The sequence below is a fragment of the Paracoccus sp. (in: a-proteobacteria) genome (assembly GCF_030538755.1).
In the GTDB taxonomy this organism is placed as follows: Bacteria; Pseudomonadota; Alphaproteobacteria; order Rhodobacterales; family Rhodobacteraceae; genus Paracoccus.
Genome location: NZ_JAUNTJ010000006.1, coordinates 95,340 through 109,833 on the forward strand (window position 1 = coordinate 95,340; position 14,494 = coordinate 109,833).

The window sequence follows — 14,494 nt, forward strand, 5'->3', positions numbered from 1 at the left end:
TCGTGTTGCCCGTGATTGTTGGGTTTTGGGCTGCGAAAGTTGTGTGCAGGTGGCTGCGCCGGGGTTTTACCCCCGCAAATCGGTCAGCAGCGGGCGGCGGACGGCCATCCATGCGGGGACCAGGGCCAGCAGCAGGGTCAGGCTGACGAAGGCGGCAACGAGGTGCAGTTCGGGCCAGCCCAGACGGGCGGCTACCAGCACGTCGGTTCGGGTGGTGACGATGGTCGAGATGACCCGCGCGGCGATCCAGCCAAGGCCAAGGCCAAGCGTCGCGCCGATCAGGATCAGGGCGGCGGAATAGCTCCAGACGACGGCGAAGACAAAGCGCAGCGGGGCACCGACGGCGCGCAGCAGGGCAAGGCTGCGTGCCACCAGCCGCACAAGGATCATCAGCCCGATCAGCACCGACAGCGTGACCAGCACCTGCGTCAGCACTGCCATCAGCGACATGGCAGACCGGACCTCGCCCATCAGCCCGTGCAGTTGCGACAACACGGTGCCGGGGAAAAACGCCATCAGATCGGATCGGGTGAATTGCGAGCGCAGGGCGTAATTGCCCCATAGTTCTGTCGCGCGGACCAGCACGGCGGGGGTGCCGGGCATGTATTCGGGGATGAAGGGCGGGCCGATGCGGGGATCGCCGGTTTCGTGGCCGTTGGGCAGGCCGTGCACCTCCCACACGCCTTCGACGGGGACCAGAATGGCCCGGTCCCACGGGCTGCCGGTGGGGGCCATGCGGCCGGTGACGTGATAGCTGAAACCGGCATGGCCGTGATCGTCGGTATCATGCCCGGTGCCGTGTGCGGGGGTAAAGCTGTCGCCGATGGCGACGGGGGCAAAGGCACCGGCGACGGCCTGATACGCGGTTTCGAACATCTGGCCCTGGGCCAGTGTGCCGGCCAGATGGGTGACGAATTCGGCGGTTGTGCCGACGACGGGGGCACCCTGATAGCTGTCGCCAAAGGCGATGGGGGCGGCAAGGGCGACGCCTTGGGTCGTGGCGATTTCGTTATATTGCGCGCCCGTGACCAGCGCCATGTCGGACGGTTGCAGATAGACGGCGGCCAGCATCGCGGTGACTTCGCTGCCCGGCGCGGCGACGATCAGATCGAACGGTTCAGCCGCGCGGGCCGAGCCTTGGCGCAGGCCGCGTTCCTGTGCCAGCAGGCCGACGCCAAGGCCGACCGACACCGCGATCAGCAGCACGAACAGCGCGTTGACCCATGTGAAGCGGCGCAGCATGGCGGTGGCCAGCGGCAGCGGGCGCAGGCCGCGCAGCACGATCAGCCCGGCGATCAGCCCCGGTGCGATCAGGGCCAGCGCGATCAGCGTATCCTGAATGGCGGGGGGCAATCCGGCCCAGAAATCACCCATGGCTGTCCTCGGTGATGCGGCCATCGGCCAATGTGATCTGCCGCTGCATCTGCGCGGCCAGCGTGGCGTCATGGGTGACGGTGACAAGCGTGCGCCCGCCCTCGGTCGCCAGTGCCACCAGATCGCGGCCCAGCCGGTCGGCATTGTCGCGATCCAGCGCGGCGGTGGGTTCGTCGGCCAGAATGACCGGCGGATCGGCGGCCAGCGCGCGGGCCACGGCGATGCGCTGACGTTCGCCGCCGGAATAGCTGTCCACCGTGCGCGCGCCGGTCTGCGGCAGGCCAAGGCGCGTCAGCCAGCGGGCCGCCGTGTCATGGATGCCGCCCCGCGCCCGTGCCGGGGAAAAGGCGGCGGCCAGCGCCGCATTGCCAAGGGCCGACAGTTCCTCGAACAGGTGGCAGTCCTGAAAGATCAGGCCAAGGGTTTCGCGGCGAAAGCGGGCGCGGTCGTCCTGAGACAGGGCGGCGATATCGCGCTCGGCCCACAGCACCTGCCCCGCCGATGGCCGCACCAGCCCGCTGAGGACATGCAGCAGCGTCGATTTGCCCGCCCCCGATGGCCCGCGCAGGGCGACGGTCTGGCCGCCGGGGATATGCAGCGCCGCGATGTCCAGCAGCACCCGCCCCTGAGGGGTGGTCACACGCAGATCGTGGATATGCAGGGCGGGCGCGGCCATGTCAGACGCGGGCATAGGTGGCGTCGCTCAGGCGCACCTTGGAATAAAAGCCCAGTTCGGGATCGACATGATCGCCCAGTTCCAGCACGCCGTTGACGGTGATCGGCACGTTGAAGGCGATGACATTGACCACACGTTTCGCATAGACCGCCAGAATATCGTTGGGCCACGGCATCCCCGGTTCGCAGAACGGGCAGACGGCCATCGGGCGGTTGGTCAGCACAAAGAACACCGAATCCGCCTTGAGCGGCGGCGCCATAAAGCCCCAGATCTCGGTCCGCTTGCCTTCCTGTTCCAGCGCAAAATCGGAAAAGCTCATGTCGCGGTTATACAGTTCACGCAGGCGCGCGGTCTTGTCCGAGGCGAGGGCGGGCCTGCCCGGCAAGGTCAGACCGGCACCAAAAGCGGGCAGCGAGGTCAAAAGCTGGCGGCGGTTCATGGCGGTTCCTTTCGCGCGGGGCGGGTAAGGTCATGGCGAATGGCCCCGACAGATGCCGGGGCCATTGCAGTTTGACACAGGATCACTCGGCGGTGACAGCGTGGTGCATGACGTGGAAGATCACGTTCTGCTCGACCACGCCGCCGAACAGATGCGCCCAGGGACCGTTGGCAAAGATACCGACATCGGTGCCCGCATGGGTTTCCGACGACATCGGGATCAGCGCCTGCTGAAGATAGTCGATGTCGGTGGCCTGTTCTTCGGTGATGGTCGGACGGCCTTCCGGCGCGGCAAAGACCGGCGTCGGGGCCTCGGCCTCGGTCGATTCGGCGGGGGCAGGCGCGGTTGCGTCGGCGGCGATCTGTTCGCCTTCGGGCTGTTCGGGCATGGCCTGTTCCACCAGAATCGAACCCGCGCCGTTCAGGAAGCCGGCAACGGTATAGGGCTTGCCGTCAGCCGCCAGGTTCGGGTTGCCGGTGTGTTCGACGCCCTGTTCGTTTTCTTCCATGCACAGGCCAAGGATGTTGGACCCGCGGCCGCAATAGCCGTTAAAGGCGATGGCGTGTTCATGGTCGGCGGTGACGATAATCAGCGTTTCCTGTGGATCGGTCATCTCGACCGCCTTGGCGATGGCATCGGCAAAGGCTTTGCCGTCGCCGACGGTGCGGTGCAGGTTGCCATCGTGGTTGGCGTGGTCAACGCGGCCACCTTCGACGTTCAGGTAAAAGCCGTTTTCGTTGTTCGACAGCGCGGTGATCGCCGCTTCGGTCATTTCCGCCAGCGAGGGTTCGCCGTGACGATCAAGGTCATACAGCATGTGGCTGGATTCAAACAGGCCAAAGATCGGCGCGTTGGTGGCGCTCAGATCCAGTTCGGCAAAGTCGGTGTCGGCGAAAACGACCTGCGCGCCAGCCGCCTGCATTTCCTCGATCATGTTGCGGCCATCGGTGCGCTGACCCGAGTTGCCCTCGACATCGGTCGCATCGGCGGGCAGGAAGGCGCGGCGGCCACCACCCAGGGCGAGGTCGATCACGCCAGCGTTCATCTGGTCGATCAACTGCGCGGCGATGTCTTTCTGGTCGCAACCCTCGGGCACCTGCGCGTCGGATTCGTAATCGCGATGCACGGTGCGGGCGTAAACGGCAGCCGGGGTGGCGTGGGTGATGCGCGCGGTCGAGACGACGCCGACCGATTTGCCCATTTCCGACACGATTTCCGAGAACAGCTTGCTGCCGGCATCCGCACCGGCGGCGCAATCGCCCACCGAAACGTGGTCCATGATGTTAATCATGCCGTTCTTGCCTTTGACGCCCGAGTTCATGGCGCCGGCGGTCGGGGCCGAATCGGCGGTCTGGCCGTTCGAGGTATAGGTCTTGGACAGCGCGACATTGGGGAAACGCTCGTGCGGCTGAACGTAGTCGTCGCCCAGCCCGCCTTCCAGCTGGCCGGAATACAGACGGATCGCATAGTTCGTGCCGATGCCGTTGCCGTCAGCGGTGAACAGGATCACGTTCTTGGCTTTGTTGGTGATCGGCTGCACGGCCAGACGTTCCTGAATGGTCGCCTGTGCGTTTTTGAACCAATCGGTGTCGGCCTGCGGCAGGGTTTCGGCGGCAGCCAGCCCGGCCAGACCAAAGGTCGCGACGGTGGTAAGAAGAAGGGTCTTCATCGACATGCTCCACAACAAGGTCAGCCTGCGTCTAGCGGCGGATTGTGACGGCTTTGCAGCGGAAATGTGACGGGTTTGTGATGGTTGGCGGGGGGGCGTTTTTGGGGTTGTCCCGGCCGGTTCCAGTTGCAACTGGCATGGAGCGGTCGTATTGAAACCGCCTTGCTTGCGGCGATTCCCGCCCCGGACCGGAGTTAGACCATGCGCCATCTGTCCAGTGCTCATTCCGATGATCCGCATTTCATCAGCCGGTCCAACTGGCTGCGCGCCTCCGTTCTGGGGGCCAATGACGGCATCGTTTCGGTCAGTTCGCTGATCGTGGGCGTGGCTGCGGCGACGCCCGATCCGGCCACGGTGGCGCTGGCGGGCGTGGCCGGGCTGACCGCCGGGGCCATGTCGATGGCGGCGGGGGAATATGTCTCGGTCAGTTCGCAGACCGACATCGAACGGGCCGACATGCGGCGCGAGCTTGAGGCGCTGGAAAGCGACCCCGACGGCGAGATGGCCGAACTGGCCGCGATCTGGCGCGACCGGGGCCTGTCGGATGAAACGGCGCAAAAGGTTGCATGGGAACTGACCCATCACGACGCGCTTGGCGCGCATATGCGTGACGAACTGGGCCTGACCGAGGCGCTGGCCGCCAATCCGTTGCAGGCGGCGCTGGCATCCGGGCTGACCTTTTCGGCGGCGGCGGCCATGCCGGTCGCGGCCAGCTTGCTGGCGCCTGCGGGGCAGATCATCCCGGCGGTGCTGGTGGTGACGCTGCTGGCGCTGGTTTTGCTGGGCGCGATCGGTGCGCGGGCGGGCGGTGCGCCGATGGGGCGCGCGATCTTGCGGGTGGTCATCTGGGGCGGCTTTGCCATGGCCGTGACGGCGGGCGTCGGGCGGCTGTTCGGCGTCAGCGTCTGATTTCCGGCGCGGCTTAACGGTTTCTCAAGCCCCGTGGGGTTAACCTGCCCTTTCCTTGCCGCGAATCTGGCGCGGTGTGAAAAGGGGGGACGGATGCTGACCGGCTATCATCATGTGACGGCCATTACAGCCGACCTGCGGGCCTGCCATGATTTCATGGCCGGGCTGCTGGGCCTGCGGCTGGTCAAGCGCAGCGTGAACGAGGACAGCGGCGGCCTGCATCTGTTTTACGGCGACGGGGCAGGGCGTGTGGGGGCTACGCTGTCGTTCTTTCACTGGAACAGCGCGCCGGAACAGCGCGGGACGAATGCCATCGTCCGGGTGGGCTTTCGCATTCCGCCGGACAGTCTGGATTTCTGGGCCGCGCGCCTGGCGGGGGCGGGCTGTGCGGTGCGGGCGCAGGCTGTCGGTGCGTGGGATGCGCTGCTGTGTGACAGCCCCGACGGGCTGCGGCTGGCGCTGATCGCGGACCCCTGCGGGCCGGCGGCTGTGGCGCATCGGGACTCATCCGTGCCGCCCGAACATCAGATTCGCGGGCTGGGGGCGGTTGCCCTGTCGGTGCATGACGCGGCGGGCAGTTGCTGGTTTCTGACCGGCCTGATGGGGATGCGGCAGGCCGGGGAATGGGATGACCCGGACGGGGCCGGGCGGGTCATGGCCTTTGTCATGCCGGGCGCGCCCCCCGGCCCCGCTGGCGAGGTGCATGTCATCGTGCAGCCAGACCTGCCCCCGGCGCGGCAGGGGGCGGGGGCGGTGCATCATCTGGCCTTTTGCGTGGACGATGCCGCCGCCGGGCTGGCCTGTCGGCAGCGGCTGATCGACCATGGCGTTCAGGTGGCCCCTCAGATCGACCGCCGCTATTTCCAGAGCATCTATTTCCGCGAACCCGGCGGCAATCTGCTGGAAATCGCCACCCGTGGCCCCGGATTCACCGTGGATGAGCCGCTGCCCGCTCTGGGCGGCAGGCTGATCCTGCCGCAGCGGCTGGAACACATGCGACCGCAGCTTGTGCAGGATATGCCGCTGCCCGAACCGCAGGGCACTGGAAATTGCGGGCAATCCGGTTCATAGGGGCGCGATATATCAGCAAGAGACCGCGTGATGAGCATTCATCTTTATCAGGGCGACCTGCCCGACGATCTGGAGCTTGGCCCCAGCGTTGCCATCGACACCGAAACCATGGGCCTTGACCCGCGCCGCGACCGGCTGTGTCTGGTGCAGTTGTCCTCGGGCGATGGGCAGGCGCATCTGGTGCAGATCGCCCGCGGCCAGCACGAGGCGCCGAACCTGACCCGGATGCTGGTCAATCCTCAGGTGCTGAAGCTGTTCCACTTTGGCCGCTTTGACATCGCGGCGCTGGAAAATGCCTTTGGCGTGGTGACGGCTCCGGTCTGGTGCACCAAGATCGCGTCCAAGCTGGTGCGCACCTATACCGACCGGCACGGGCTGAAATATCTGCTGAACGAACTGGTCGAGGTGGATATTTCCAAGCAGCAGCAGACCAGCGACTGGGGCGCCGAGGAACTGTCGGATGCGCAGTTGGAATATGCGGCATCCGATGTGCTGCATCTGCACAAGCTGAAGGATGTGCTGGAAGAACGCCTGAAGCGTGAAGGGCGGATGGGTCTGGCGCAGGCCTGTTTCGATTTTCTGCCTGCCCGCGCGCATCTGGATCTGTTGGGCTGGGGGGATGAAAAGGACATCTTCAGCCATTAATTTGACTGTCGGACCGGGGGCCAGCCCCCGGGCCCCCGGGATATTTGCAAACGAAAGACGGGTCTGGTGTGAGCGGATATATCGAAACAGCGCGGCGGGTGATCGCGGTCGAGGCCGAGGGGCTGGCGCAACTGGCTGCCGGGCTGGATGCGTCCTTTGATCGTGCTGTCGACCTGATTCTGGGGGCCAGCGGTCGGGTGATCGTGTCGGGCATGGGGAAATCCGGCCATATCGGGCGCAAGATCGCCGCCACGCTGGCCAGCACCGGCACGCCCGCGCAATTCGTTCATCCGGCCGAGGCCAGCCACGGCGATCTGGGCATGGTCACGCAGGCCGATGTCGTCTTGATGCTGTCGAACAGCGGCGAAACGCCCGAGCTGGCGGATATGATCGCCCACACGCGGCGGTTCTCGATCCCGCTGATCGGCGTGGCCTCGCGGCCCGAATCGACGTTGCTGCGGCAGGCGGATGTGGCGCTGGTTCTGCCGCAGGCGGCCGAGGCCTGTGGCACCGGAATCGTGCCCACGACATCGACCACCATGACGCTGGCGCTGGGCGATGCGTTGGCCGTTGCGCTGATGGAGCACCGGCAGTTCACCCCCGAACATTTCCGCACCTTCCATCCCGGCGGCAAGCTGGGCGCGCGGCTGGCCAAGGTGGGGGATCTGATGCACCGCGATATGCCGCTGGTGCCTGACGACGCGCCGATGGCCGATGCGTTGCTGACGATCAGCCGCATGGGCTTTGGCGTGACGGGTGTGGTGGACGGGCAGGGGCGGCTGACCGGCATCATCACCGACGGCGACCTGCGCCGCCATATGGACGGGCTGCTGGATCGCCGCGCCGGGCAGGTGATGACCGCGAACCCGCGCAGCATCTCGCCCTCTGCCCTGGCCGAGGCGGCGCTGGCGGAAATGCAGGCGCGCAAGATCACCTGTCTGTTCGCGCTGGATGATGACGGGCGGCCGGCGGGCATTCTGCACATCCACGACTGTCTTCGTGCCGGGATGGTATGATGAACCGCACGCGTATCGTTCGCTGGCTGCGTGTGCTGTTGCCGTTGCTGGCGCTGGCGATTCTGTCAACGCTGTTCCTGCTGGGCCGCAAGCCGGGGGTTGCGCCGAATATCCCCTATGCGCAGGTCGATGCCGAGGATATGGCCCGCGACCCGCGCATCACCGCGCCGCATTATGCCGGGGTGACGCCGGATGGCGCGCAGATTTCGCTGAGCGCGGCCGAGGCTTCGACCGACCCGGCGGATGGCCGGCTGCGCAGTTTGCAGATGGACTGGCGCGCGCCCGGTGATGGCGGGCTGACCGCCAGTCTGGCTGCGCCTCTGGCCGAAACCAGCCCTGATTCCGTGCATCTGTCCGGCGGTGTGCAGATGCAGACCTCATCCGGCTGGCGGCTGACGGCGCCCGACATCACCGCGATGATGACCGATGACCGGATCAGCGCCAGCGAAGGCGTGGCCGCCACCGCCCCCTTTGGCCGGATCGAGGCGGGGGCGATGGATCTGGTGCCCGATGGTGCGGGCGCGGGCCATGTCTTGAACTTCACAGGCGGCGTGCGTCTGTTATACCAGCCCTGATCCCATCCGCGCACCCCGAGGTTGCCATGTTCCGTGCCACATTGATCGCCCTGACCCTGACCGCCCTGCCCGCTGCGGCGCAGACCGTGGCTTTTGGCGGGATGCGCGCCGACATCAGCGCCCCGGTCGAGGTGTCGGCGGATTCGTTAAGCGTGAATCAGGCCGATGGCACGGCGTTGTTTCAGGGCAATGTCGTGATCGGGCAGGGCGAGATGCGGCTGTCGGCGCAAAGCGTGCGGGTCGAATATGCCGATGGCGCGGGTGCCGGCACGGACGGGCAGCGCCGCATCCGGGCGCTGGATGCGTCAGGCGGGGTGGTGCTGGTCAGCGGGCCGGACGCCGCCGAGGCGAAATCGGCCCGATACGAGGTGGACAGCGGCATGGTGACGCTCAGCGGCGATGTGCTGCTGACCCAGGGCAGCAATGTCATGAGCGGGGATCGCATCGTCGTCAATCTGGCCGACGGCACCGCGCAGGCGCAGGGGCGTGTGCGGTCTGTGCTGCAACCGGGCCGCAACTGATGGCGGGCACGGCGGCTGACCCCGGCGCTCAGGGGCTGCGTGTCCGCGCGCTGCGCAAATCATACCGCAACCGGCCGGTGATCCGCGATGTGTCGATGGATCTGGCCCGTGGCGAGGTGGTGGCCCTGCTGGGGCCGAACGGATCGGGCAAGACCACCTGCTTTTATTGCATCGCCGGGTTGGTGGCCGCCGATGCCGGGCAGGTGCTGATCGACGGGCATGATGCCACCGTGCTGCCGATGTTTCGCCGGGCGCGGCTGGGGATCGGCTATCTGCCGCAGGAAATGTCGATCTTTCGCGGGCTGACGGTCGAGCAGAACATCATGGCCGTGCTGGAGCTGTCGCAGCGCGACAGCCACCGCCGCCGCGACCGGCTTGAGGAATTGCTGGGCGATTTTTCCATCGCGCATCTGCGGCAGGCCCCGGCCATGGCGCTGTCCGGGGGTGAACGGCGGCGGGTGGAAATTGCGCGCTGTCTGGCCTCTAACCCGTCTTATCTGCTGCTGGACGAACCCTTTGCCGGGGTCGATCCGATTGCGGTGAACGAAATTCGCGGGCTGGTGCATGATCTGAAATCGCGCGGCATCGGCGTGCTGATTACCGACCATAACGTGCGCGAAACGCTGGGGATCGTGGACCGCGCCTATATTCTGCACGATGGCCATGTGCTGATGTCGGGCACCACCGATGAAATCGTTGCCGACCCGCGCGTGCGGCAGGTCTATCTGGGCGAAGGCTTTCGCATGGTCTGATCGCGCAATGCCGCAATGCGGCATCTTGCTGCGATTGACAGCGAAACAATTCCGGCAGCAAACTGTTGGTATGGGGGCAATTTCCGCCCTCGCGCATCCGTCGCGCAGTCATTGGCCGTGTGGCGGCAACAAGAAAGGACCAACGATGCGCTATACCATCAGCGGAAAACATCTGGATGTCGGCGATGCACTGACATCGCATGTGAAAACGGAACTGGGTGAGACGATCGACAAATATTCGCAGCGGCCGACCGATGCGACCATCACCTTTTCCCGCGATGCGCATCAGTTCACCTGCGATGCCGTGGTGCATCTGTCCACCGGCCTGACCGTGCAGGCCAAAGGGTCCGCAGCCGAGGTCTATGCCGCCTTCGAGGCGTGCCGCGAAAAGATGGACAAGCAGTTGCGCCGCTACAAGCGCCGCCTGAAGGATCACCACAAGGAACGGCAGACCCCGGTTGAGTTCGGGCAGGCAGGCATGTATGTGCTGGCCGCCGATGAGGATGAATGGGAATCGCAGGAAACCGGCCTGCAACCGATCATCATCGCCGAAATGGAAAGCCGTGTGCCCACCCTGTCGGTTGGCGATGCGGTGATGCAGATGGAACTGGCCGGCGCGCCGTTGCTGGTGTTCCGCAATGAAAAGCACGGTGGCGTTAACGTGGTCCACCGGCGCGAAGATGGAAACGTGGGGTGGATCGACCCCCGCAGTATGTCGTGATGTCCGGGCCGGGCGGCGGTCAGCCCCGCCGCCCGGACGGCTTGAAAGATCAGGGAAACATGCAGATCAGCGAAATCCTGAAACCCGAGGCGGTCCGCTCGTTCAGTCAGATCGCCTCGAAAAAGCGGCTGTTTCAGGAACTGGCCGACCTAGCGGCCAGCGTTTACGGTCTGAACAGCGCCGAGGTTCTGGACGCGTTGCAGGAACGCGAAAGCCTGGGCGCGACCGGCGTGGGGCATGGCGTGGCCGTGCCGCACGCGCGGCTTCATGCGCTGGGCAAGGTCGTGGGCCTGTTCATCCGGCTGGACAAGCCGATGGATTTCGACGCCGTGGACCGTCAGCCCGTCGATCTGATCTTTGCCCTGCTGGCCCCACAAAGCACCGGCGTCGATCATCTCAAGGCGCTGGCGCTGGTGTCGCGGACGCTGCGCGACCCGGATCTGCGCGGCAAGCTGCGCGCCAATGACAGCCCGGTGGCGCTGCATGCCGTGCTGGCGGCGGCGCATGGCATCAAGGCGGCGTGACCCGCCTGCGCCTTTGCGCATAATTTGTGCAATTTGCGGAAAACCGCAATTCCGGCTTGGGCCTGCGGGCGATTCGGTCCTATCCTTTCGTGAAAGGAGGACCGCCATGACCCGTCACATCAGCGACCAGCACCGCGCCGCCAGCACCGCCCGCCTGCGCGAATTCACCCGGCAAGAGCGTCAGTCAGGGATGCACCCGGCCATTCAGATGCTGCGCAGCCGCCCGCAGACCCGTGCGGATGACGGGCGGAAAATGACGGAGTTTCTGCGCATTGCCCGTGGCCGCATGGCCTGAGGCGGCAGAGGCATCGGCCGCGATGATACGGCCGATGCAAGGGTTGAACTGGGCCGGCCCTGCGCTGGTTAACAGGATGCAATGACATGTCGGGGGGATAACGCATGGTGCGGCGGCCTATTCCCGCGCGCCGCGCATTTTTTGCGCGATATGAAAAAGCCCCGGCTGGCCGGGGCTTTCATGGTCAGCTACGGACCAGTTTTTCGTAATCTTCGGCAATGCCGCGGGTCAGGTCGCCGACGGTAAAGCGCCAGTCGCCGATTTCCGCGACCGGGGTGACTTCGGCGGCGGTGCCGGTCAGCCAGCATTCGGTAAAGCCCGACAGTTCCTCGGGCTTGATGCGGCGTTCATGGACGGTGATGCCCTTGTCGCGCAGCATCTGAATGACGGTCTGGCGGGTGATGCCGTTCAGAAAACGGTCGGCCTGCGGGGTATGAACCTCGCCATCCTTGACGAAAAAGATGTTCGCGCCGGTCGCTTCGGCCACATAACCTTCCCAATCCATGAACAGCGCGTCGGAACAGCCTTTTTCCTCGGCCGCGTGTTTCGACATGGTGCAGATCATGTAAAGACCGGCGGCCTTGGCGGCGGTCGGGATGGTTTCGGGCGAGGGGCGTTTCCATTTCGCCACGTCCAGTTTCGCGCCCTGCCATTTGGCGTCGCCGTAATAGCTGCCCCATTCCCAGGCCGCGATGGCCAGATGCACCGGGTTGCGCCGCGCCGACACGCCCATATCCTGCCCCGAGCCACGCCACATCACCGCCCGCACATAGGCGTCGGTGAAACCGTTGGCCGCCAGCACCTGATCCTTGGCCGCGTCGATTTCTTCGGCACTATAGGGCGAGGTCATGTCCAGCAGCCGCGCCGATTCGATCAGCCGCAGCGAATGTTCGTGGCTTTTGAAGATTTTGCCGGAATAGCAGCGTTCGCCCTCGAACACGGAACTGGCATAGTGAAGCGCGTGGCTGAGGATGTGGACGTTGGCTGCGCGCCAGTCCACCAGCTTGCCGTCCATCCAGATCTTGCCGTCGCGATCATCATATGCAGCCGTCATCGCCATGCCCTCAAATTTTCCAAATCTTGCGCAGATCGTTCAGAAACGTGAAAAATATTTCGCAAGATGGGTTGACGGCTATCTAACAAATTTTTGAAAGTCAACAACGCTGCCATATCAAAGGGAACCACAGCTGATGCAGGACACAGCGCGGATCGCGGGTCTAGGTGGGGAAACGCTGCTTTTCCTGACCGACGACCAGTTGCGGCGGGGGATCGAGGCGATGTTTTTCGCCTATCGGGCGTTCACCGCCGACCCCGACATGATTCTGGGCGATCTGGGCTATGGCCGCGCGCATCACCGGGCGCTGCACTTTATCGGGCGCGATCAGGGGCTGACCGTGACGGCGCTGCTGGATGTGCTGGGCGTGACCAAGCAATCGCTGAACCGGGTGCTGCGGACGCTGATCGAAGATGGTCTGGTGGACAGCCGCGTGGGCCGGCGCGACCGGCGCGAACGGCTGTTGCATCTGACCGACAAGGGCACCGCGCTGGAACGCCGCCTGTCCGAGGCGCAGCGGGGCCGGATGCGCGCGGCCTATCGCGCCGCCGGGCCGCAGGCGGTGGCGGGTTTTCGGCAGGTGCTTGAGGCAATGATGGACCCGGACACGCGGTCGCAGTATCAGTCGATGAAGGACACCACGGACTGACCCCATGACCAGCGCCGCCCCGGCTGCCGATACGCATATCCTGATCGTCGATGATGACGAACGCATCCGCGCCCTGCTGCGGCGGTTTCTGGAACGGCACGGCTATTTCGTGACCGCCGCCCGCGATGCGGCGCAGGCGCGGCGGTTGCTGGGCGGGCTGGAATTCGACCTGATCGTGCTGGATGTGATGATGCCGGGCGAGGACGGCTTTTCCCTGACCCGCGATCTGCGCCGCCGGATCAGCACGCCCATCCTGCTGCTGACCGCCAAGGGCGAGACATCCGACCGCATCACCGGGCTGGAATCGGGGGCCGATGATTATCTGGCCAAGCCGTTCGAGCCGCGCGAACTGTTGCTGCGTATTGCCGCGATCCTGCGCCGGATGCCCGCCGCCGAGGTTGCGCAGCCGAAATTTCTGACCATGGGCGCGCTGCGCTATGACACCGAAAAGGGCGATCTGTGGTCGGGCGACACGCCGATCCGCCTGACCGGATCGGAAACCGCGCTGCTGCGGCGGCTGGCGGCCAGCCGGGGCCAGCCGGTCAGCCGCGCCGAACTGATCGAGGATCTGGGCCGGGGCGCCCCCGGTGACGAGGCCGAAAACAGCGAACGCGCCATCGACGTTCAGATCACCCGCCTGCGCCGCAAGCTGGAACCCGACCCGCGCGAGCCTCGATTCCTGCAAACCGTGCGCGGCACCGGCTATATGCTGGTGGCCGACTGATGGACGGGGGCCGCTGGGACGATCTGGACGCCGCGACCGCGCTGGCCCTGCTGGAATGGCAGGCCGAGATGGGCGCGGACGAACCTGCTTTGGATGCGCCGCTGGATCGGTTCGCCATGGCCGACCGCCCGCCTGCCGCCGCTGCCGCGCCTGCGCCGCTGGCCGCGTCGCCCGCAATGGTCGGGCCAGCCACCGCCGCGCCCCAGCTTTCACCGGGCGCTGCCGAACCGGATCTGGACGCGCTGGTGGCCGAGGCGCAGCGCATGGCGGATGCCGCGCCGACGCTGGAGGATCTGGCGGCGGCGCAGGAACGCTTTGACGGGATCGAGCTGAAAAAGGGCGCGCGCCGCTTTGTCTTTGCCGATGGCAACCCCGCCGCCCGCGTGCTGATTCTGGGCGAGGCGCCTGGCGACGAAGAGGACCGTCAGGGCCGCCCCTTTGTCGGCCGCGCCGGGCAGTTGCTGGACCTGATGTTCGCCGCCATCGGCATGGCGCGCGATCACGTCGATGCCACGCGGGCGCTGTATATCACCAATATTTTACCGTGGCGGCCACCGGGCAACCGCGATCCCTCGGATGCGGAAATGGCGATGATGATGCCCTTTGTGCGCCGCCATGTCGAACTGGCCGCGCCTGATCTGGTGGTGCTGATGGGCAACACGCCCTGTCAGGCGGCGCTGGGCCGTCGCGGCATTCTGCGGCTGCGCGGCAACTGGACCGAGGCCTTTGGCCGCCCCGCCATGCCGATGACCCACCCGGCCTATCTGCTGCGCAATCCGGTGGCCAAGCGCGAATCATGGGCCGATCTTTTATCGGTGCAGGCACGGCTGGAATCTCTTTCCGTTTAGGTTCCGTTTGGCCTAGATCGGGCAAACGAGGT

18 protein-coding genes are annotated in these 14,494 nt (G+C 65.7%); 13 read left to right on the forward strand and 5 right to left on the reverse strand.

All coding sequences use genetic code 11. The annotated features are described in order from the left end of the window. Window positions 1–66: 66 nt before the first annotated feature. The 4 genes from Q4G14_RS05655 to Q4G14_RS05670 form a co-directional block, all read right to left on the reverse strand. Window positions 67–1,374 carry an ABC transporter permease gene (locus Q4G14_RS05655; protein WP_303360759.1) on the reverse strand — a complete coding sequence of 436 codons (1,308 nt, stop codon included), beginning with the start codon at window positions 1,372–1,374 and terminating at the stop codon, window positions 67–69. After that, window positions 1,367–2,050 (reverse strand): ABC transporter ATP-binding protein, encoded by a 684-nt coding sequence (locus Q4G14_RS05660; RefSeq protein ID WP_303360760.1) that lies wholly within the window; start codon window positions 2,048–2,050, stop codon window positions 1,367–1,369. Before Q4G14_RS05660 ends, Q4G14_RS05655 begins: the two co-directional genes overlap by 8 nt. 1 nt (window position 2,051) lies before the next feature. Further along, on the reverse strand, window positions 2,052–2,489 hold the full coding sequence (locus tag Q4G14_RS05665) for a hypothetical protein (RefSeq protein WP_303360761.1): 438 nt from the start codon (window positions 2,487–2,489) through the stop codon (window positions 2,052–2,054). 82 nt (window positions 2,490–2,571) lie between these two features. Continuing rightward, entirely contained in the window at window positions 2,572–4,158 is a 1,587-nt protein-coding gene (locus tag Q4G14_RS05670; protein ID WP_303360762.1) for an alkaline phosphatase, read from the reverse strand. Window positions 4,159–4,359: 201 nt separating this feature from the next. Between Q4G14_RS05670 and Q4G14_RS05675 the strand changes: the two genes are divergently transcribed. From Q4G14_RS05675 to Q4G14_RS05720, 10 genes are all read left to right on the forward strand, one after another. Continuing rightward, complete coding sequence (locus tag Q4G14_RS05675) at window positions 4,360–5,067, forward strand: VIT family protein (protein WP_303360763.1); 708 nt, start codon at window positions 4,360–4,362, stop codon at window positions 5,065–5,067. A gap of 93 nt (window positions 5,068–5,160) precedes the next feature. Beyond that, window positions 5,161–6,138 carry a VOC family protein gene (locus Q4G14_RS05680; RefSeq protein WP_303360764.1) on the forward strand — a complete coding sequence of 326 codons (978 nt, stop codon included), beginning with the start codon at window positions 5,161–5,163 and terminating at the stop codon, window positions 6,136–6,138. 30 nt (window positions 6,139–6,168) lie between these two features. Then, window positions 6,169–6,783, forward strand: coding sequence for a ribonuclease D (locus Q4G14_RS05685; protein WP_303360765.1), 615 nt, complete (start codon window positions 6,169–6,171; stop codon window positions 6,781–6,783). A gap of 68 nt (window positions 6,784–6,851) precedes the next feature. Continuing rightward, complete coding sequence (locus Q4G14_RS05690; protein ID WP_303360766.1) at window positions 6,852–7,799, forward strand: SIS domain-containing protein; 948 nt, start codon at window positions 6,852–6,854, stop codon at window positions 7,797–7,799. Beyond that, window positions 7,796–8,374 (forward strand): hypothetical protein, encoded by a 579-nt coding sequence (locus tag Q4G14_RS05695; RefSeq protein ID WP_303360767.1) that lies wholly within the window; start codon window positions 7,796–7,798, stop codon window positions 8,372–8,374. Before Q4G14_RS05690 ends, Q4G14_RS05695 begins: the two co-directional genes overlap by 4 nt. 26 nt (window positions 8,375–8,400) lie before the next feature. Continuing rightward, a complete protein-coding gene (locus Q4G14_RS05700) occupies window positions 8,401–8,895 on the forward strand; it encodes an LptA/OstA family protein (protein ID WP_303360768.1) in 495 nt (164 codons plus the stop codon). Then, the gene (gene lptB, locus Q4G14_RS05705; protein ID WP_303360769.1) at window positions 8,895–9,647 is read left to right on the forward strand and encodes an LPS export ABC transporter ATP-binding protein; all 753 of its coding nucleotides are present in this window, start codon (window positions 8,895–8,897) and stop codon (window positions 9,645–9,647) included. Before Q4G14_RS05700 ends, lptB begins: the two co-directional genes overlap by 1 nt. A 145-nt stretch (window positions 9,648–9,792) precedes the next feature. After that, complete coding sequence (gene raiA, locus Q4G14_RS05710; protein ID WP_303360770.1) at window positions 9,793–10,368, forward strand: ribosome-associated translation inhibitor RaiA; 576 nt, start codon at window positions 9,793–9,795, stop codon at window positions 10,366–10,368. Between the two features lie 59 nt (window positions 10,369–10,427). After that, the gene (locus Q4G14_RS05715) at window positions 10,428–10,892 is read left to right on the forward strand and encodes a PTS sugar transporter subunit IIA (protein WP_303360771.1); all 465 of its coding nucleotides are present in this window, start codon (window positions 10,428–10,430) and stop codon (window positions 10,890–10,892) included. A gap of 106 nt (window positions 10,893–10,998) precedes the next feature. Further along, window positions 10,999–11,187, forward strand: a complete 189-nt coding sequence (locus Q4G14_RS05720) for a hypothetical protein (RefSeq protein WP_303360772.1) — start codon at window positions 10,999–11,001, stop codon at window positions 11,185–11,187. A 184-nt stretch (window positions 11,188–11,371) separates the two neighbouring features. Here the strand turns inward: Q4G14_RS05720 and Q4G14_RS05725 are convergent, their stop codons facing one another. Further along, window positions 11,372–12,241, reverse strand: a complete 870-nt coding sequence (locus Q4G14_RS05725; RefSeq protein ID WP_303360773.1) for a branched-chain amino acid aminotransferase — start codon at window positions 12,239–12,241, stop codon at window positions 11,372–11,374. A 136-nt stretch (window positions 12,242–12,377) separates the two neighbouring features. Between Q4G14_RS05725 and Q4G14_RS05730 the strand changes: the two genes are divergently transcribed. Genes Q4G14_RS05730 through Q4G14_RS05740 form a run of 3 tightly spaced genes read left to right on the forward strand, consistent with a single transcriptional unit; the run spans window position 12,378 to window position 14,462 of the window. Continuing rightward, window positions 12,378–12,890 (forward strand): MarR family winged helix-turn-helix transcriptional regulator, encoded by a 513-nt coding sequence (locus tag Q4G14_RS05730; protein ID WP_303360774.1) that lies wholly within the window; start codon window positions 12,378–12,380, stop codon window positions 12,888–12,890. Between the two features lie 4 nt (window positions 12,891–12,894). Beyond that, the gene (locus tag Q4G14_RS05735; RefSeq protein WP_303360775.1) at window positions 12,895–13,614 is read left to right on the forward strand and encodes a response regulator; all 720 of its coding nucleotides are present in this window, start codon (window positions 12,895–12,897) and stop codon (window positions 13,612–13,614) included. After that, a complete protein-coding gene (locus Q4G14_RS05740; protein ID WP_303360776.1) occupies window positions 13,614–14,462 on the forward strand; it encodes a uracil-DNA glycosylase family protein in 849 nt (282 codons plus the stop codon). The genes Q4G14_RS05735 and Q4G14_RS05740 overlap by 1 nt, the downstream gene beginning before the upstream one ends. Window positions 14,463–14,494: the final 32 nt, after the last annotated feature.